Source organism: Natrinema altunense (genome assembly GCF_000731985.1).
GTDB classification, from domain to species: Archaea; Halobacteriota; Halobacteria; order Halobacteriales; family Natrialbaceae; genus Natrinema; species Natrinema altunense.
Genome location: NZ_JNCS01000005.1, coordinates 1 through 16,199 on the forward strand (window position 1 = coordinate 1; position 16,199 = coordinate 16,199).

Genomic DNA, 16,199 nt, shown 5'->3' on the forward strand with positions numbered 1-16,199 from the left:
CCGTCGACTCGGGCAACACCGACCACGAGCGCTGGCGAGCGAGTCGCGGCGGCGCGACTGCGGTCGCGTACGATGACAAGATCGTCATCCAGGGATCGGACCCGCGTGACATCGAGGCGCTGCTCCGCGAGGGCGGCGGTCGCGCCCACGTCTACTTCGACGGCGGCTCACGGGGCAATCCCGGCCCGGCCGCGATCGGCTGGGTGATCGTCACCGGCGACGGCATCGTCGCCGAAGGCGGCGAGACGATCGGAACGGCGACGAACAACCAGGCCGAGTACGAGGCCCTGATCACGGGTCTCGAGGCCGCTCGCGACTACGACTACGACGAGGTCCACGTCCGGGGCGACTCCGAACTCATCGTCAAACAGGTCCGCGGCGAGTACGACACCAACGACCCCGACCTCCGCGAGAAGCGCGTGACCGTCCGCGAGCTGCTCCGCGAGTTCGACGAGTGGACCCTCGAGTACGTCCCTCGAGAGGTCAACGATCGCGCGGACGGGCTCGTGAACGAGGCGCTGGACCGGGCCTAAATTCGCGCAGTACAGCCGAACGACGTATCGTCCGGATCGAGCGACCGGCGTACAGTGGCGCGCACTGTCGGGCGGCCGAACGATAGTGAGGCCGGCCGATGACACTGTGCGAGGGATGAGCGAACGAACGGCGTGAGCGAGCGAATCGGTTGGGGAGGGCGTGGTTCTTCCGTGTCACCACGAGAGCTGAGTACGCTTCGTCGACGTGTTCACTCTCGATTGGCCCATTTCACTCACACTCTCATCCCACCAGCAGGCGACTCGAGCGTCCCCACCGGCAACGCGGATCGGCAAGCGGAAACCCGCCCGCGTCCATACCCTCCCCTATGACCGATCCGAACGCGACCGACGCCGACGGTGCGGCCGGCGAGCAGAACCGAGATGCCACCGCCGACCCGACCGCTGGGGACCTCCCCCGGGGGGTCGTCGACGAAGTCGAACGGCTGACGCGACTCGAGCGCACCGCGGTCGACGAGAACGAAATCGCAGCCTACGAGCAACGGCGCGACGAGTTGCTCGACGACCACGACTTCACCGCCCGCATCCGCGACGACGACGGCGACGACGTGCTCGTGTGCCATCCCGAGGCGTGGCACGAGGACGGCGTCGTCCGGCCCGACCGCATCGAGGACATCGACCGCGCGGTCGAGATTCCGCTCGAGGGGACCGCGGATCCGGACGACTGGGAGTCGGTCGACGACCACAATCGCGACCTCGTCGCGGCGGTCAGGGAGGCCCACGGCGACGTTCACGGCGACAACGCGGCGCTGCTCGCCGACTTCGCCGGCAACCACTACGCGAAGCCGATGGAGTCGCTGACGAGCGCGGAACTCGCGGAGTTCGGAACGGAGTACGTGATCCGAAACGCGTGGCCGTCGGAAAAACAGCGGGAAGTGTTGGCGGAGTCGACGAAACTGGTCTTCGAGACGGCGGACGAGCCGGTCCCGGAGATCCAGTTCTAGTAGCTTTCGTCGACGATCTCGCGGATCTCGTCGGCGCGGTCGTCGCCCGTGACGACCTTCGAGAGGGACCACGTGATGCCGTCGAGGACGGCGTCGTAGCCGTCGTCGGTCAGCGAATACTGGTTGGTTCGCTTGTCGAGTTCGCTTTTCTCGACCAGCCCCAGATCGACGAGTTCGTCGAGGTTGGGGTAGAGTCGACCGTGGTTGACCTCCGTCCCGTAGTAGTCCTCGAGTTCGCGCTTGATCGCCAGGCCGTACATCGGCTCCTTGGCCAGGATAACGAGGATGTTGTTCTGGAAGGCCGTGAGTTCGCGTGCAATACTCTGCTCGCCGGTGATTGATTGTGCCTCTGACATACGTGTGTAAATGTCACCAGACTATTTAAGACTTGTCAACTATTCCTTCGTATCAGTCGGTAGTACAACACGCTACCGACGCAACATCGCCGGACACTGGTGTTGGTGCCCGATTCGTGTCTGTTTGATTTCTGGCAACCGTCACGTAGATGGTGACACTCGATTACGAAAGTACTTTTTGATCGACCGTGGACTCTCAGGTACATGGTCAACCTCTGGGAAGACCTCGAGACCGGACCGAATCCGCCAGAAGAGATCTACGCCGTCGTGGAGTGTCTCAAGGGCGAGCGCAACAAGTACGAGTACGACAAGGACGTCCCCGGCGTCGTCTTGGACCGCGTGCTCCACAGCAACGTCCACTATCCGAGCGACTACGGGTTCATCCCGCAGTCCTATTACGACGACGAGGACCCCTTCGACGTGCTCGTCCTCGTCGAGGATCAGACGTTCCCCGGCTGTGTCATCGAAGCCCGCCCGGTCGCGCTGATGAAGATGGACGACGACGGCGAGCAAGACGACAAGGTCATCGCGGTTCCCAGCGAGGACCCGCGCTACGACCACATCGAGGACCTCGACGACATCCCCCAGCAGCAACTCGACGAGATCGACGAGTTCTTCGCGACCTACAAGAACTTAGAGGAGGGCAAGGAAGTCGAGACGCAGGGCTGGGAGGACAAACAGGCCGCCTACGACGCGATCGAGCACGCCCAGGAACTCTACGACGAGCACTTCTAAGCGGTACCCGCGGTATTCACGGCCCGCACTCGTTTGCTATCGCCGCCGCGAACGGATACCCGAGAGTTATCCGCGGCCGGCCGGTCGATTCGTTATGAGCATGGGTAATTTTATCCCCGTTCCTGCCGTAGTCGTTCCCGTATGGCAGCATCCGATTCCGGTCCGCGAACGGCATCGTCGGCCGACGACGGGACCGAGTCCGCCGCCGGCATGGCCCACCCCACGGTCGTTCCGACCAACTTCGATCCCGAGGACGCGAGCGAGCGCGACTCGTAGCCCGCCTCGAGTTCGCGCGCCGGTCCGCGGTCGCTCACGGGTTCGCGCGCCGGTCCGCGGTCGCTCACGGGTTCGCGCGCCGCCGTCCGCGCCGGCCGTTCCCCCGTCGCCGCGATCCGTAGCGAGTACCCGGTAAACCGACCGACGGAGTCTCGGCCGTTCGCAAAACACTGTCTCGAAACGAACCTTCTTGTATGCGGTCGAACTACGTCCGCCCATGGGTCTGTTCGACCGATTACGGGGCGACGGCGATCCCCGGGTCGCATTTATCGGGGTCGACGGCGTGCCGTATAGTCTCCTCTCGGAGAACGAGGAACTGTTCCCGAACTTTGCTGCGCTCGCTGCCGACGGGACCGCCGGGGAAATCTCGAGCATCGTCCCGCCGGAGTCCAGCGCCTGCTGGCCGTCGCTGACGACCGGGATGAACCCCGGCGAGACGGGCGTTTACGGCTTTCAGGATCGAGAGATCGGTACCTACGACACCTACGTCCCAATGGGCCGTGACGTCCAGGCCGAGCGCGTCTGGGACCGCGTTCAGGAGACCGGACGCAAGGCAACCGTGATGAACGTTCCCGTCACGTTCCCGCCCCAACGGGACGTCCAGCGGATGGTCTCCGGCTTCCTCTCGCCCGGCCTCGACAAGGCCGCCTATCCCGACGACGTCCGCGACTACCTCGAGACGCTCGACTACCGGATCGACGTCAACCCGAAACTCGGCCACCAGGACGACAAAGCGGAGTTCATCGAGGACGCTCACGCCACGATCGACGCCCAGTTCGAGGCCTTCAAACACTACATCGAGGAGGACGACTGGGACCTGTTCTTCGGCGTCTTCATGACCACCGACCGAGTCAACCACTTCCTGTTCAAGGATTACGAGCGCGACGGCGAGAACAAGGACGCGTTCATCGAGTTCTACAAGAAAGTCGACGACTACATCGGCCGCCTTCGGGAGTCGCTGCCCGAGGACGTCACGATGATCGTCGCCTCCGACCACGGCTTTACGAGCCTCGACTACGAGGTCCACTTCAACGAGTGGCTCCGAGAGGAGGGCTGGCTCTCCTTCCGGACCGACGACCCCGAGGAACTGAACGACATTGCCGACGATACGAAAGCCTACTCGTTCATTCCCGGCCGCTTCTATATCAACCTCGAGGGGCGCGAACCGCGCGGTACCGTCCCCGAAGACGAGTACGACGCGGTCCGCGACGAACTCAAGGCCGCCCTCGAGGCGCTCGAGGGACCCGACGGCAACCCGGTCGTCGATCGGGTCGTCGAGAAGGAAGCGGCCTTCCGCGGCGATCACGACGATATCGCACCGGACCTGGTCGCGATTCCGAACAACGGCTTCGACCTCAAATCCGGCTTCAAGGGTGATGCGGAGGTCTTCGATACCGGGCCGCGCAACGGGATGCACAGCTTCGACGATACGTCGCTGTACATCGACCACTCCGACGCGACGATCGATAACGCCGATCTCTTCGACATCACGCCGACGATCCTCGACCTGATGGACATCGAGTACAGTCGCGGCGACTTCGACGGCGCGAGCCTGCTCTAGACCTCGAGACGTCGCGGTCGAGTCTACGGCTCCCACAACACGCTTCAGTTTCGACGTGAACCGTTCCGTATGAAACGCTCGGTCGTGATCGCCGGCTGTCTGGGCGTGGCGGTTCTGCTGGCCGGGCTCGTAAGCGCCATCACCGAGAGCGCCGCGGTTCTGGGCGTTACTCCGGCCGGTATCGGTCTCTATCTGGCAGTCGGGATCGGACTCCCGCAGTATCTGCTCTACAGAACGAGCCGGTCTCCGCTCCAACTCGGACTGGCAATCCTCGCGGTCGCCGGTGCCGCGATCGCGGTCCTCGTCGGTCTCGTCCGCGGCTCACTGCACGCGGACTGGGGAACAGGGTTCATCGTACTCCTGGTGTACGTCGTGGTCGGGAACCTGCTCGGGGCCGGCGTGCGGGCGTTTCGGGCCGGCTATCGGTCCGGCTCGTGAACTATAGTAGTACCTGAAAGTCATTCCACACCTGATCGCACGACAGCGTTGCGATCAGTGTGTGAATCGTTTCAGGTGCTACTATAGGCGTTCCCGCCGGCACCGTGGGCTCTCCGACGGGGATCACCGGCGGAGCCGATCCCCACCCGACCGATCGATTCGCGGGTTGCGAGTCGGCAGCACACGAGTCGCCGAGCCGGATTCGAGGGCGTTTTCCGCTCGGCACCGAACCGACGGCCATGGAAGAAATCATCCACGCCCGCGGCCACGAGCACGTCAGCGCCGAGCATGCGAGTACCTTCGAAGTGACGACCGACGACTACCTCACTCCTGCGGGCGACTGCATCCTCGCGATCGAGGCCGATCGTGCGCCCGCGGACTTCGATCCCGACTTCGTCGCTGCCTGCCGGGACGCCGATGCGACGATTACGGTCACGATCGAGGCCGGCGGCCACACGGAGTCCGTGACCGGCCGCGGCGATCCCGACCTCGAGTTCACCAACGAGCGAAGCGCGGTCGGCCGGACGAGCGATTACGTCGACGACCGAACGATCGTGAACGGTGCCGAGTTCGCGGCCGACGGGTTCGATCGCGACCTCGTCGACGCGCTGGCCGACGGTGCCGCGGCGACGGTGACGATCACCGTCGAATAGGTGCCGCCGCCACGGCCCCGACCCGAGCGACTCGAGCGCGGGGAAATCGGCGGCTGTCGGCAGTCCGTCGCAGTTTTGATCCCGTGGGCCCAACGCGGGGATATGAGCGACGATCCGGAGCCCGCAGTCAATATCAGCGGCGGTGCGACGGGCGGCGGTTCGGTGGTCGAGTTCGACCCGGCGACCGCGGCGACCCGCGCGGAGACGGTCGTCGATCGATTAGGGGAGTTGTTCTGGCGGAAGGAGTACGGCGGCCGGGACGCCTTCACCTGTCTCGTCCGAACGATCCTGAGCCAGAACACCAGCGACAAGGCGAGTCAGCCGGCCCACGACGCACTGCTCGACAGATATGGGGGTCCAGACGTGGACCTCGCCGAATCGCTCGCGAGCGCCGAGCAATCGACACTCGCGGAAACGATCAGCGGGGCCGGGCTGTACAACCAGAAGTCCGAGACGCTGATCGATACCGCCGAGTGGGTGCTCGAGGAGTTCGGCTCCGCGCCGGCGTTCGACGCTTTCGTCAAAGACGAGGGGCCGTCGATCGTTCGCGAGACGCTCCTTTCGGTCCGCGGCGTCGGGCCGAAGACCGCCGACTGCGTCCTGCTGTTCGCCGGCGGTCGCGGCGGCGTTTTCCCCGTCGACACGCACGTCCACCGCATCTATCGGCGCATGGGGATCGCACCACCGGACGCGGACCACGAAGCGGTTCGCGAAGTCCTCGAGCGTGACGTTCCCGCAGCCAAGTGTGGCTTCGGACACACCGCGACGATCCAGTTCGGCCGCGAGTACTGCCGGGCACGCAAGCCGGCCTGTCTCGAGGACCCCGACGCCTGTCCGATGGCCGACGTATGCGAGCAGGTCGGCGTCTTCCCGGCGACCGGCGAGGTCGTCGATCCGGCCGAAACGTCGGCGGCGACCGAGGCGGACGACTGATCGAGCATCGCTTGGAACGGACCGCTGGCGGTCGGTGCCGGCGACCACGACCCGTCCGGGTGGTCGAAAACCGTTACCGTAGCCCGTTTGCATTATGGGACCGGCGATGTCGCTGTGATCGCCTCCCGGCGAGGCGGGGCGTGGCAGGGCGGGACCGGTCCGCGAACGATCGTCGCCTTCATACAAGCTCGCTTTCGCTATTGCAATAATGGTTTCATTCATGCCCGCCGAACGGGATGCGGTTTACAAAGCGATCCACACCCGCCGAGACATCCGGCGGTTTCGGGATGAGCCGGTTCCCGACGAGGTACTCGAGCGGCTCATCGAGGCGGCACATCACGCGCCGAGCGTCGGCTTCTCACAACCCTGGGATCTCGTCGTCGTCAAAGACGAAGGGACGAAAAACGACATCGCGGCGATCGCCGAGCGCGCGATCGCGGCTGCCCGCGAGGGCTACGAGGAACCGCGCCGATCCGCGTTCGCCGATCTGAAACTCGAGGGCATCCGCGAGTCGCCGGTCAACGTCTGCGTGACCTGCGATCCGACGCGGGGCGCGCCCCACGTGTTGGGCCGCAGTTCGATGAAGCGTACGGACGTGTACTCGACGTGTCTCGCCGTCCAGAACCTCTGGCTGGCCGCCCGCGCGGAAGGCGTCGGCGTCGGGTGGGTGAGCGTCCTCTACCCCTCCGAGGTTCAGGAAATCCTCGACATCCCACCGCACGTCAAGCCGATCGCGTACCTCTGTCTCGGATACCCGGAAGACGGGTTTCCGGAGGAGCCGGTCCTCCAACAAGAAGGGTGGCGCGACCGACTCGAGGTGGAGCGGGTCGTCCACGAAGAGCAGTGGAACGCCGACCGGGCGAACGCGGACCACCGGGAGCCGACCACTCGTTCGTAGCCCACCCCGGCCGAATCGGCGGCTGGTCGACCGAGTCGTCGACTCGAGTTGCGGACGGAGTCGACCCCACAGAGTTCACTGACATATGTCTTTTCGTCCCACATCGGTCCCCGGTCTTCGGACCGATGGCTCCCGCTTCGGGCGGTGGGTTCGAGCCGTTGTGAGCTTCCGTGACACGTCTTTGTGACTTCACAACGGTTATATGTCGGAATCGGGGTAGACCCGGGGTACCAATGCCTGCAGGCCCAGATCGGGTTGCAGAGACGAGCGAGTGCGAGTCGGAGTCACCGTCGGAAAGCGAACGAGCGCGGCCCGCGACCTCGCGCCGACAGGTATTGTCGGCGACGGCGGCCGGATCGGCGACCGCTCTCGCCGGCTGTACGGAACTGCTCTCCAGCGGCGGCGGCGATCCGCTCCGCGTCAGCGTCTGGAGCGGCAACTACGCGGATCGGTTCGAGGAGTCGGTCGTCTCGAGATACGAAGACGAGTTCGACACGGCGGTCCAACTCGAGCCGGGATGGAACAACATCCTCAGCGACATTCAGACCGCACCGGACGACGACCCGCCGTACGACGTGACGATCACGGAGGGGAATTTTTACTACTACGGCCGACAGGACGATCTCTTCCACGAGATTCGGACCGACAACGTTCCCAACTTTGACGAGGTTATCGACTACTATACGGACTTCCGGAACACGGAGTACGGGATGCCGGTCGACGGCGCTCCTTGTACCATCATCCACCGCGAGGGGATGGATTTCGAGCCGGACTCGTGGGCCGATCTCTCGTCGGCGGCCGTCGCGGAAAGCAACGGCGTCGGCGTCGATACCGGCTTCTGGTGGTACCCGATGTACGCCGCCGCCGTCGGCATGGACGAGGCCGAACTCGGCGAGGAGATGCACGACGCCGACCTGCACGACGACGTCCTCGAGACCGTCCGCGAGTGGCCCGTCGAGAGCTGGGCGAGCTCCGGCGAGGACATCTGGCAAGCGTTCCAGAACGACGTCATCGACGTCGCCCAGTGGTACTACGAGCAGACGGCCTACGATATCGACGACTATGACGGCCTGACCCACACGATGCCGGAGGAGACGACCGGCTACCTGAACCACTGGTGTGTCGTCAAGGGCACCGACAAGCGCGATCAGGCCGAGGAGTTCATCAACTTCCTCATGGACGCCGAGGTCCAGACGGCGTGGTCCAAGGAAATGCCCACCTTGTTCTGTAACGAGAACACCGAGTACGCCGGCGATCTAGCGGACGATCTGCCGAGCAACAGCGAGGAAGCACGGAACATCGCTTTCCCGGACTGGGAGTTCCTCTCGGAGCACAGCGGCGATCTCTCCGACGACTTCACCGAGATGCAGTCGAACGCCTAACGGGTCGCCACCGCCACTACATTCATGTCTGAAATCACGCTTGCCGGACTCGAGAAACGGTACGGAGACACGCTCGCCGTCGAGGACGTCTCGGTGACGATCGATGACGGCGAACTACTGTGCCTGCTCGGGCCCAGCGGCAGCGGCAAATCCACGACACTGCGGATGCTCGCCGGGCTCGAGACGCCGACCGACGGCGAAATACGCATCGGCGACGAGGACGTGACCGATCGCCCGGCCTACGAACGCACCACCGCGACGGTGTTTCAGGACTGGGCGCTGTTCCCCCACAAGACGGTCCTCGAGAACGTCGCCTTCGGGCTGAAGATGCAGGGCATAGGGAAATCCGAGCGCCGCAAGCAGGCCCGCGAAATGCTCGAGCGCGTCAGAATGGGCGAGTACGCCGACGACGACCCGATGAACCTGAGCGGCGGGCAGAAACAGCGCGTCGCGCTCGCACGGTCACTCGCTGTCAACCCCGACGTCTTGCTGCTCGACGAGCCGCTGTCGAACCTCGACAAACGACTCAGCGAGGACATGCAGATCGAACTCCGCGAGATTCACGCGGAACTCGAGGAGACCTTCGTCCATGTCACCCACGACCAGGACGAGGCGTTTACCCTCGCCGATCGGATCGGCATCATGGCCGACGGAAACCTCGTCCAGGTCGGCGAGCCGAACGAGGTCTACGAGAACCCGAAGAACCGGTTCATCGAGGGCTTTCTCGGCGATACGAACTTCGTGGCCGGCGAGGTCGAGCGGACGACGACCGAGTCGATCCACGTCGAGACCGAACTGGGCCGCGAGGTCGACCTCCCGACGACGGGCGATGCGGACGCGCTCGCCGAGGGCGAGTCGGTTGCGCTGTCGCTCCGTCCCGAAGTGCTCTCGATCGAGTCGACGGACGTGGCTGGATCCGACGGGAACGCGGAGGGAGAACAGGCAACGCCGGTTCGAACTGACGGGAGTACGACGAACGCCGTCGTCGGCACGGTCGAGAACGTCCTCTATCGGGGGTCGACGATCCGCTACTCCGTCGCGGTCGAGGACACGTCGGTGTTCGTCGAACGAACCGTCGCCGACTCCGGCGCGTTCGACGCCGGCGACGAGATCCGGATCAGTTGGGACGGCGCGGACGTCCTCGCGTTCCGCGACGACGGCTCGAGGGTCGACCTGTAACGATGTCCGGAACGTACTCACCGTCTGCGCTGCCGGCCCCGATCGCGCGGCTCTGGGAGTCGCTGCGGGAGCGATCCCGCTCGAAGCGGGCGCTGCTGTTGATGGCACCGCTGCTGGTCTTCGAGTTGCTCCTGTTCGTCGCGCCGTTTCTGATCCTGCTGCGGATCAGCCTCACGGAGGGGTCACAGGACCTCCGCTACGCACCGGGAACGTGGTCGATCTCCGGGTACGGCGAGGTGTTTTCCACCGACGTACTGGTAAACGCCATCACCTACTCGATCATGCTGGGGCTGCTCGCGACGGCGATCACGGTCGTGATCGCGACGTTTTACGCCTACGCGATCTGGCGATCCGAGGGGGTCGTCAAGTCGGCGCTGCTGTTCTCGGTCGTCCTGCCCCTACTGACGACGCTGGTCATCAAGACCTACGCGTTCATGCCGCTGCTCTCGCCGAACGGGACGCTCAACGATGTCCTGCTATCGCTGAATCTCATCTCGGAGCCGATCCAGTTCGTCCCCGGGACGGTCGGCGTCGTCGTCGGACAGGTCTACATCGTCCTGCCCTACGCCGTGCTGGCGATCTACAGCGTCCTCGCGACGATGGACTGGGGGATCGTCGAAGCCGCTCGCGACCTCGGCGCGAGCCGCCCGCGCTCGGTGCTCGAGGTCGTCGTGCCCCAAGCGATGCCCGGCATCATCGTCGCGACGGTGATCTCCTTCGCGTGGAGCGTCGGTGCCTACGCCGCGCCGGGACTCCTCGGCGACGGGCAGAACAAGGCGCAGGCGTTCGCACTGGTGGTCGAGAAGCGGCTGCTGTCGAACCTCCAGTGGGAAGTCGCGACCGCGTACGCGGTCGTCATGTTGCTCTTGATGCTCGTGAGCATCGTCCTGCTTACAGCCGCGCTCAACTACTTCGGAGGTGAGTTCGAGTATGCATAGAGAACGGCTCGAGAACGCCCTGTTCCGGACGGGCTATCTGGCGATTCTGACGTTCATGCTGTTACCGCTCGCGGTGGTCGTCGTGACCTCCTTCGCGGAGTCGGGGAACCTCGCGTTCCCGCCCGAGAACTACTCGCTGGTCCACTACCGCGCGTTTTTCGAGGAGATGCGCTGGCTGTCAGCCTTCGACAACAGCCTCCTCGTCGGCGTCGGGACGACGATCACCGCGACCACGCTCGGCGTCACGGCCGCCTTCGGTCACGAAATCGACGACGGCCGCGCCGGACAGGTGCTCGCACCGCTGGTCCTCATCCCGCTGTTGATCCCGCCGATCATCCTCGGGATTTCGATGCGCGTCTACTTCGTCAGGGCCGGCTTCGAAGCCTCGTACCTGAGCATCATCCTCGCGCACACGCTGTGGGCGACGCCGCTCGTCTACTTCGTGATGCGGTCGGTGTTCAGCCGGTTCGACTGGCAGCTCCTCGACGCCGCGAAAGACCTCGGCGCGGGACCGATCCGGTCGTTCGTCTACGCCGTCCTCCCCAACGTCAAACACGGGATCTTCGTCGGCGCGCTGCTCGCCTTTATCATCAGCCTCCAGGAGTTCGTGATGGCGCTGTTCCTCTCGAGTCGCAGCACCGAGACCATCCCGGTCGTCGCATGGACCGAGATCCGGCAGTCGCTGGATCCGATGGTGAGCGTCGTCTCGACGTTCCTCATCATCATCTCGCTCATCGCGATCGTGATCGCGACGATCGCCACGAACCTGGACTGGCTCTCGAAGCAGCTGTCCTGATCGGTCGTTTCCGATTCGGCTCTTTTTTGAGCGGTCTCCATCCGACTCGAGGAGCCGGTTGCGTAGTGAAACCGAACAGCCGGGTGAATTCTAGGGCAGTGACTCCGAATAGTGCAATGGCTACGCAGTGCAGTGGCCGTCTCGAGGGGTCGCCGAATCGGCGACCCCTCGAGTCACGGGGGAGGGCAGGCCGACCGCGCGGCGCGCGAATCTGCGCGCCGCGCCAGTGCGGTCCTGGCGGACATTGAAAGGGCGAGCGATCGCTGCCAAGCGATCGCGAGGGCTTTCAGAGGAAGCGGAAGGTCTCTAAGTTCTTCGGCGCGAAGGTACGCATGTCGTAGTCGTGGTAGAGCGCCGACGAGAGGTCCTGCGTGGAGCGCTCGTCGCCGTGGACACACAGCACCTTCTCGGGGCGCGGGTTCATCGTCTTGACGAAGTTCTCGAGGCCGGCGCGGTCGGCGTGGCCGGAGAAGCCGTCGACGGTTTCGACGTTCATGTTCAGCGAGAGGGTGCCGCGGCCGCCGCCGTTACCCATGGCACCGACCTCGCTGGTGGGGATCTCGTCCCAGCCGTTCTGGATGCGGCGACCGAGGGTTCCCTGGGCCTGGTAGCCGACGAAGACGAGCGAGGAGTCCGGATCGGGACCGATGTGGGAGAGCCAGGACATGATCGGCCCGCCGGTGACCATCCCCGACGTCGAGAGGATGATGCAGGAGTCGCCGTCGGCGACGTCCTGTCGTTCCTCCTCGCCGCCGTCGATGTGGTTGAACTCGTCGGCGAGGAACGGGTTCTCGTCCTCGTGGAAGATGCGGTCCCGCAGGTCGTCTCGGAGGTACTCGGGATAGGTCGTGTGGATCGCCGTCGCCTCCCAGATCATGCCGTCCAAGTGGACCGGCATCGAGGGGATATCGCCGTTGCGCATCGCCTCCTCCAGGACGAGCATGATCTCCTGCGAGCGACCGACCGCGAACGCCGGGATGACGACCTTCCCGTCCCGCTCGTAGGTCTCTTTGATGACTTCCTTGAGGTTCCGCTCGGAATCTTCCTGGTCGGTCTGGTAGTCGTTGCGACCGCCGTAGGTCGACTCGAGGACGAGCGTCTCGACCCGCGGGAAGTCGTTGACCGCGCCGTTGAACAGCCGGGTGTCCTCGTAGTGGATGTCGCCGGAGAAGGCGACGTTGTAGAGGCCGTCGCCGATGTGGAAGTGCGAAACGGCCGAGCCGAGGATGTGACCGGCGTTGTGGAACGTGAGTTTGACGTCGGGCGCGATGTCGGTGACGTCGCCGTACTCGAGGGGAATACAGTGTTTGATCGCTTCGCGGACCTGCTCGCTCTCGTAGGGCGGGCTGCGTCCTTCCTTGGCCGCGACGTCGAGGTAGTCGAGCGTCAGCAGGCCCATCAGGTCCCGCGTGGGTTCGGTGCAGTAGATCGGGCCGTCGTAGCCGTACTTGAACAGGAGCGGGATCAGCGCGGAGTGATCGAGGTGGGCGTGGGTCAGGACGACCGCGTCGATGGTCTGTGGGCCCGCACCGAGGGCCTCGGGCGCGTGGAGGTACGGCACTTCGCCTTCTGCACCGGGTTTGTCGCCGCAGTCGATGAGAATGCGCGTTTCCGGCGTCGAGAGGATAAACGAGGCCCGCCCGACCTCGCGACAGCAGCCCAGCGTGGTGATGCGGACGTACTCGTCGTCGGACATCTCCTCGCGGTGGATCTGTCGGCCGACTTTCTCGAGGATGTCACGACGGTCGTCGCGTTCCTGCTTGAGGAAGCTCCGGACGTTCGAGACGGTCGAGGACTCGATCGGCGGCGTGCGGACGACTTCGGGCGTCCAGCCGACGTTCTTCGTGATTTCACGGAGCGTCGAGCCGTGGCGGCCGATGACCATGCCGGGCTTTTCGGCCTCGATGACGACCTCGCCGGTGTCGGCGTGGAAGTCGAGGTCGGTGACGCCCGCGTCCTCGGGAATGACGTTCATGATCTCCTCGCGGGCCTGTTCGGGCCGCGAGAGGACGCTGGGGTCGGGGCGAACGGTGATCCGCTTGCGAAGCTTGCTCGCGAGTTGCCGAATGAGGTCGCCTTGCTGGGCGAACTTCTTCGGGTCGCGCGTGTAGACCACCAGTTCGGGGCCTTCGTATTTCACCGAGGAGACCGAGATATCGCTCGGTAACTCGCTCGTGATCTGTGCTTTGAGATCGTCGAGTTGCTGCTCTACAGTGCTCATAATCGCCGAATGTGGCTTGCGTGAACTCGCCGTCCGGGATCGAACGCGACATCGGGCCGGGGAGAGAGGATCGGGACCGGAGACCGACTCCCGGTTCCGTGACGGACGCCACGTAGTGGCCGTCGCCTCGGAACCGATCGCGAGCATCGTCGTCCGCGCGGGACAACGTCGCTCACACGCCGTCTCGTCTCCCGATTCATCGTATCCTACTCCGTAGCTGACGAACACGCTCCCGGATCGGTTATCCTGGTCCGTGCGGGACAATTCCAGGGAGAACCCGCTTACTCGAGGCTATTCTTTGCGTGGTATAAAAGCCTTCGCAAAAACCAGGGCCGTGGGAGTCGGACCTATCAGTACGGTATGTACGTTACTCCGACTCGAGTCCGCGAGGAACGTGACTGGGTGGTGAATCGAACGGAAACGGTCGTTGCCCTCATCAACGACGTTCGAACCGATCTCGGCGACGCCTTCGGGACCGATGTCGACGCGGTCACCGAGTCACAGTATCGGGAGGCAGTCGACGCCGTCTTCGCTGACGGCGATCTGGCCGTCAACGTCGCGGCGCTGATCGCGATTCTGCGAGAGCTTGACGTGGAGGGAGACTATCCCGGGTTCGTGGTCGACGAACTCCTCGGGCGCGAGTTAGCCGCGACGATCGCTGGCCCGCAGCCGCTGCGGACGCTCGGCGAGGCCACCTTCCACTACGCCGACGTACGGGTCCACGGCGATACGGACGAAAACGCCGGCATCGACGACTGTGAGGCGGCCCTCGCGGCCGGCTTCCAGGAACGACTCCCCGGCTGGGACTGGACCGACAGCGAGAGTCCGTTCGCCCTCGAGCGCTGAGTCCCCACCGCTTTCGACGGCGAGTGAGTGACGGCCGCGGAGCGCCGGGTACAGCGAGTGTAAATTAGTTCTCCGTTTCGTTCCCGGCAGCCGTCTGGTTACCGCCGTCGGAGCTGTTCGTCTCGTTGCCCGCGTCCTGCTCCTGTTGTTGCTGCTGTTGCTGTTGTTGTTCGCGCATCGCCTGCCGTTGTTTCTGTTGCTGGACGAACACCTCGTACTGATCGCCGGGATAGATACCGTCGACGTCGCCGTTTCGAAGCGCATCCATGATCGCTTCGTCGGACCCGGTGACGCGGAAGAGGCCGAACTGGGGCTCGGAGTCCGCGATCGTGAAATCGCGGTCGGACGCCGAGTCCGCGAACTCGCTTCCGGCCTGCTCGACCAACTTGCGCTGTTTCGCCATCGCCTCCTGTCTGGTGAGGTTCCCGCTCTGGAACTCGTCGTTGAGACTGGCGATGTCCTCCTGATTTGGAGAGACAGTCACCGTGACCGCATCTTCCCCCGAATCGTCCGACTGCGTCATCGATTCGAGTTGGGAACAGCCGGCGAGCGACGCGGCCGCGCCGGTACCGGTCAGTGCGAGGAAGCCACGGCGAGTCGGGAGATCGGTCATCGTCTCAGATGGACGGGGACGAACGAAAATATACCTTCTGCGTTGGGCTCGACTCGAGCGAGACACAGCTCTCGCTATCCACCCGACAGCGGGCACCTTTTGTTCGTCCCCGCTCAAAGCCGATCAGTGACGGATTCAGAGTACGGCCAGCGAACGGAAACCCTGCAGGGGCCGACGCCGGCGGCCGCTCGCGACGTGATCGCACGCGGCATCGATCGCGACGCGATCGTGACCGCCTACGGCCGCTGTACCGTCGACTACGAGGGCCGTGCCTCGAGTCATCTCGAGGCCGGCCATCGCCACGTCATGCTCAAGCCCGACGGGGCGGCGCTGGTCCACACCGACGAGGGCCAGCAGCCGGTCAACTGGCAGCCGCCGGGCTGTACACACGAGGCCGTCTGCGAGGACGGTGCGCTCGTCCTCGAGAGCGTGCGATCGACGCCGGACGAGCGACTCCGGATCCGGTTTCGGGAGGTGTTGCAGGTTTCGGCGTTCTCGGGCACCGACGAGAACGAGCTCGCCCTCGTCGGCACGGAAGAGGACCTCCGCCAGCGAATCCTCGAGGACCCGACCGTGCTCGAGGCCGACTTCACGCCGCTGGCGACCGAACGCGAGACGCCCGCGGGTGCGGTCGACATCTACGGCGAGGATGCGGCCGGCCGGGCGATCGTGGTCGAACTGAAGCGGCGGCGGGTCGGACCGGACGCGGTGAGCCAACTCCGCCGCTACGTCGACGCCCTCGAGCGCGACCTCCACGCCGACGCCACCGTTCGGGGGATCCTGGTCGCTCCCTCGGTAACCGACCGTGCGAGTCGGCTCCTGACCGAACACGGCCTCGAGTTCGTCTCGCTCGAGCCGCCGGCCGAGTGACCGCCCGCC

18 protein-coding genes are annotated in these 16,199 nt (G+C 64.8%); 15 read left to right on the forward strand and 3 right to left on the reverse strand.

The genetic code is table 11. The features are described from left to right. Together rnhA and ALTAJ2_RS11010 are read left to right on the forward strand one after the other, a co-directional pair. A partial coding sequence (gene rnhA, locus ALTAJ2_RS11005) for a ribonuclease HI (RefSeq protein WP_050031466.1) occupies window positions 1–533 on the forward strand: 533 nt, incomplete at its 5' end. Window positions 534–859: 326 nt separating this feature from the next. Beyond that, the gene (locus tag ALTAJ2_RS11010; protein ID WP_007109482.1) at window positions 860–1,495 is read left to right on the forward strand and encodes a DUF7108 family protein; all 636 of its coding nucleotides are present in this window, start codon (window positions 860–862) and stop codon (window positions 1,493–1,495) included. Here the strand turns inward: ALTAJ2_RS11010 and ALTAJ2_RS11015 are convergent. Continuing rightward, window positions 1,492–1,851 carry a PadR family transcriptional regulator gene (locus tag ALTAJ2_RS11015; RefSeq protein WP_006184714.1) on the reverse strand — a complete coding sequence of 120 codons (360 nt, stop codon included), beginning with the start codon at window positions 1,849–1,851 and terminating at the stop codon, window positions 1,492–1,494. The genes ALTAJ2_RS11010 and ALTAJ2_RS11015 overlap by 4 nt on opposite strands. Window positions 1,852–2,055: 204 nt before the next feature. Between ALTAJ2_RS11015 and ALTAJ2_RS11020 the strand changes: the two genes are divergently transcribed. From ALTAJ2_RS11020 to ALTAJ2_RS11065, 11 genes are all read left to right on the forward strand, one after another. Continuing rightward, complete coding sequence (locus ALTAJ2_RS11020) at window positions 2,056–2,586, forward strand: inorganic diphosphatase (RefSeq protein WP_006184715.1); 531 nt, start codon at window positions 2,056–2,058, stop codon at window positions 2,584–2,586. Between the two features lie 141 nt (window positions 2,587–2,727). Then, entirely contained in the window at window positions 2,728–2,862 is a 135-nt protein-coding gene (locus ALTAJ2_RS20285; RefSeq protein WP_007109483.1) for a hypothetical protein, read from the forward strand. Window positions 2,863–3,079: 217 nt separating this feature from the next. Continuing rightward, entirely contained in the window at window positions 3,080–4,423 is a 1,344-nt protein-coding gene (locus tag ALTAJ2_RS11025; RefSeq protein ID WP_007109484.1) for an alkaline phosphatase family protein, read from the forward strand. Between the two features lie 69 nt (window positions 4,424–4,492). Continuing rightward, window positions 4,493–4,861: a hypothetical protein gene (locus tag ALTAJ2_RS11030; RefSeq protein WP_007109485.1), complete on the forward strand. Its 369-nt coding sequence runs from the start codon at window positions 4,493–4,495 to the stop codon at window positions 4,859–4,861. Window positions 4,862–5,100: 239 nt separating this feature from the next. After that, window positions 5,101–5,514 carry a DUF371 domain-containing protein gene (locus ALTAJ2_RS11035; protein ID WP_007109486.1) on the forward strand — a complete coding sequence of 138 codons (414 nt, stop codon included), beginning with the start codon at window positions 5,101–5,103 and terminating at the stop codon, window positions 5,512–5,514. Window positions 5,515–5,616: 102 nt separating this feature from the next. After that, on the forward strand, window positions 5,617–6,447 hold the full coding sequence (locus tag ALTAJ2_RS11040; protein WP_049900397.1) for an endonuclease III domain-containing protein: 831 nt from the start codon (window positions 5,617–5,619) through the stop codon (window positions 6,445–6,447). Between the two features lie 208 nt (window positions 6,448–6,655). Beyond that, window positions 6,656–7,345 carry a 5,6-dimethylbenzimidazole synthase gene (gene bluB, locus ALTAJ2_RS11045; RefSeq protein ID WP_049900400.1) on the forward strand — a complete coding sequence of 230 codons (690 nt, stop codon included), beginning with the start codon at window positions 6,656–6,658 and terminating at the stop codon, window positions 7,343–7,345. Between the two features lie 233 nt (window positions 7,346–7,578). Further along, window positions 7,579–8,727: an ABC transporter substrate-binding protein gene (locus ALTAJ2_RS11050; protein WP_049900403.1), complete on the forward strand. Its 1,149-nt coding sequence runs from the start codon at window positions 7,579–7,581 to the stop codon at window positions 8,725–8,727. A 24-nt stretch (window positions 8,728–8,751) separates the two neighbouring features. After that, entirely contained in the window at window positions 8,752–9,906 is a 1,155-nt protein-coding gene (locus ALTAJ2_RS11055; protein ID WP_007109490.1) for an ABC transporter ATP-binding protein, read from the forward strand. 2 nt (window positions 9,907–9,908) lie between these two features. Beyond that, window positions 9,909–10,844 (forward strand): ABC transporter permease, encoded by a 936-nt coding sequence (locus ALTAJ2_RS11060; protein ID WP_007109491.1) that lies wholly within the window; start codon window positions 9,909–9,911, stop codon window positions 10,842–10,844. Beyond that, a complete protein-coding gene (locus tag ALTAJ2_RS11065) occupies window positions 10,837–11,640 on the forward strand; it encodes an ABC transporter permease (protein ID WP_007109492.1) in 804 nt (267 codons plus the stop codon). Before ALTAJ2_RS11060 ends, ALTAJ2_RS11065 begins: the two co-directional genes overlap by 8 nt. A gap of 286 nt (window positions 11,641–11,926) precedes the next feature. Here the strand turns inward: ALTAJ2_RS11065 and ALTAJ2_RS11070 are convergent, their stop codons facing one another. Then, on the reverse strand, window positions 11,927–13,861 hold the full coding sequence (locus tag ALTAJ2_RS11070; protein WP_007109493.1) for a beta-CASP ribonuclease aCPSF1: 1,935 nt from the start codon (window positions 13,859–13,861) through the stop codon (window positions 11,927–11,929). A gap of 360 nt (window positions 13,862–14,221) precedes the next feature. Here ALTAJ2_RS11070 and ALTAJ2_RS11075 point away from each other — a divergent pair, with 360 nt between their 5' ends. Next, window positions 14,222–14,707 carry a hypothetical protein gene (locus tag ALTAJ2_RS11075; protein WP_007109494.1) on the forward strand — a complete coding sequence of 162 codons (486 nt, stop codon included), beginning with the start codon at window positions 14,222–14,224 and terminating at the stop codon, window positions 14,705–14,707. Between the two features lie 64 nt (window positions 14,708–14,771). On the opposite strand, the gene ALTAJ2_RS11080 is transcribed toward ALTAJ2_RS11075, so the two are convergent. Then, window positions 14,772–15,320 (reverse strand): hypothetical protein, encoded by a 549-nt coding sequence (locus tag ALTAJ2_RS11080; protein WP_007109495.1) that lies wholly within the window; start codon window positions 15,318–15,320, stop codon window positions 14,772–14,774. Window positions 15,321–15,446: 126 nt separating this feature from the next. Between ALTAJ2_RS11080 and nucS the strand changes: the two genes are divergently transcribed. Beyond that, complete coding sequence (gene nucS, locus ALTAJ2_RS11085) at window positions 15,447–16,190, forward strand: endonuclease NucS (RefSeq protein WP_007109496.1); 744 nt, start codon at window positions 15,447–15,449, stop codon at window positions 16,188–16,190. The last annotated feature ends 9 nt before the right edge of the window (window positions 16,191–16,199 follow it).

Bases quoted from the DNA above. Each gene is read 5' to 3' on its own strand.
- ALTAJ2_RS11020 (WP_006184715.1), top strand. From the start codon at position 2,056: ATGGTCAACCTCTGGGAAGACCTCGAGACCGGACCGAATCCGCCAGAA.
- ALTAJ2_RS11030 (WP_007109485.1), top strand. From the start codon at position 4,493: ATGAAACGCTCGGTCGTGATCGCCGGCTGTCTGGGCGTGGCGGTTCTG.
- ALTAJ2_RS11055 (WP_007109490.1), top strand. From the start codon at position 8,752: ATGTCTGAAATCACGCTTGCCGGACTCGAGAAACGGTACGGAGACACG.
- ALTAJ2_RS11080 (WP_007109495.1), bottom strand. From the start codon at position 15,320: ATGACCGATCTCCCGACTCGCCGTGGCTTCCTCGCACTGACCGGTACC.
- bluB (WP_049900400.1), top strand. From the start codon at position 6,656: ATGGTTTCATTCATGCCCGCCGAACGGGATGCGGTTTACAAAGCGATC.
- ALTAJ2_RS11070 (WP_007109493.1), bottom strand. From the start codon at position 13,861: ATGAGCACTGTAGAGCAGCAACTCGACGATCTCAAAGCACAGATCACG.
- ALTAJ2_RS11050 (WP_049900403.1), top strand. From the start codon at position 7,579: ATGCCTGCAGGCCCAGATCGGGTTGCAGAGACGAGCGAGTGCGAGTCG.
- ALTAJ2_RS11075 (WP_007109494.1), top strand. From the start codon at position 14,222: ATGTACGTTACTCCGACTCGAGTCCGCGAGGAACGTGACTGGGTGGTG.
- ALTAJ2_RS11025 (WP_007109484.1), top strand. From the start codon at position 3,080: ATGGGTCTGTTCGACCGATTACGGGGCGACGGCGATCCCCGGGTCGCA.
- ALTAJ2_RS20285 (WP_007109483.1), top strand. From the start codon at position 2,728: ATGGCAGCATCCGATTCCGGTCCGCGAACGGCATCGTCGGCCGACGAC.
- ALTAJ2_RS11015 (WP_006184714.1), bottom strand. From the start codon at position 1,851: ATGTCAGAGGCACAATCAATCACCGGCGAGCAGAGTATTGCACGCGAA.
- ALTAJ2_RS11035 (WP_007109486.1), top strand. From the start codon at position 5,101: ATGGAAGAAATCATCCACGCCCGCGGCCACGAGCACGTCAGCGCCGAG.
- ALTAJ2_RS11040 (WP_049900397.1), top strand. From the start codon at position 5,617: ATGAGCGACGATCCGGAGCCCGCAGTCAATATCAGCGGCGGTGCGACG.
- ALTAJ2_RS11060 (WP_007109491.1), top strand. From the start codon at position 9,909: ATGTCCGGAACGTACTCACCGTCTGCGCTGCCGGCCCCGATCGCGCGG.
- ALTAJ2_RS11065 (WP_007109492.1), top strand. From the start codon at position 10,837: ATGCATAGAGAACGGCTCGAGAACGCCCTGTTCCGGACGGGCTATCTG.
- ALTAJ2_RS11010 (WP_007109482.1), top strand. From the start codon at position 860: ATGACCGATCCGAACGCGACCGACGCCGACGGTGCGGCCGGCGAGCAG.